Origin of the sequence: Achromobacter xylosoxidans, from assembly GCF_002192695.1 — a bacterium.
Classification (GTDB): domain Bacteria; phylum Pseudomonadota; class Gammaproteobacteria; order Burkholderiales; family Burkholderiaceae_B; genus Achromobacter; species Achromobacter xylosoxidans_C.
Window position 1 is genome coordinate 1 of sequence record NZ_MTLG01000037.1, and the last position, 917, is coordinate 917.

Sequence of the window (917 nt, forward strand, 5' to 3'; positions counted from 1 at the left end):
AGGCGCACCGGCAACTCATCGTCGCCAGCCTCAAGCGCAAGCTGTTCCAGGCCCAGGCCGAAGTCGTCCATGCCGCCGCCGAGCTGCTGATCGACCGTGGCGAGCGCGCCGCGATCGTCAATGGCGAAATGGGCTGCGGCAAGACGACCGTCGGCATCGCCACGGCCGCCGTCCTCAACGCCGGAGGCTACCGCCGAACCTTAGTTCTTTCGCCACCCCATTTGGTTTACAAGTGGCGGCGCGAGATCCAAGAGACGGTGGCAGGCGCCAAGGTCTGGGTGCTCAACGGCCCGGACACGCTGGTCAAGCTCATCAAGCTGCGGGAGCAGATGGGTGTGCAGCCCACGGGCCAGGAGTTCTTTGTCCTGGGGCGCGTCAGGATGCGGATGGGATTCCACTGGAAGCCTGTCTTCACCACGCGGCGCACTCGCCATGGCGACGTGGCAGCGTGCCCTGACTGCGGCACGGTCATCACCGACCTCGACGGCGAGCCGGTCAACCCGGTCGCGCTCGAAGCCGAGGAGTACCGCAGGAAGTGCAGCCATTGCGCCGCGCCCCTGTGGACGCTAATCCGCCCGCGGAGCCTGTCCGGCAGCGACCAATCCTCGGCCGTGCTGAAAGCCTTGAAGCGCATCCCGACCATCGGGGAAGTCACCGCGCAGAAGCTAATGCAGAAGTTCGGCGACGGGTTCCTGGCGTCGATGCTGGGCGACAACATCCACGAGTTCATCAACCTCATGGATGGCAACGGCGAGCTGGTTTTTTCTGACCGCCAAGCCACGCGCATGGAACGTGCGATGGCCAACATGGAGTTTGGATTCGGTGAGGGTGGCTACCAGCCGTCCGAGTTCATCAAGCGCTACCTGCCACAAGGCACGTTCGACCTGCTCATCGCCGACGAGGCGCACGAGTACAAG

1 pseudogene is annotated in these 917 nt (G+C 64.4%); it reads left to right on the plus strand.

Features of this window, described 5'->3' with window-relative positions:
* A pseudogene (locus tag BRO63_RS04525) lies at positions 1 to 917 on the plus strand (DEAD/DEAH box helicase family protein); the annotation flags it as partial.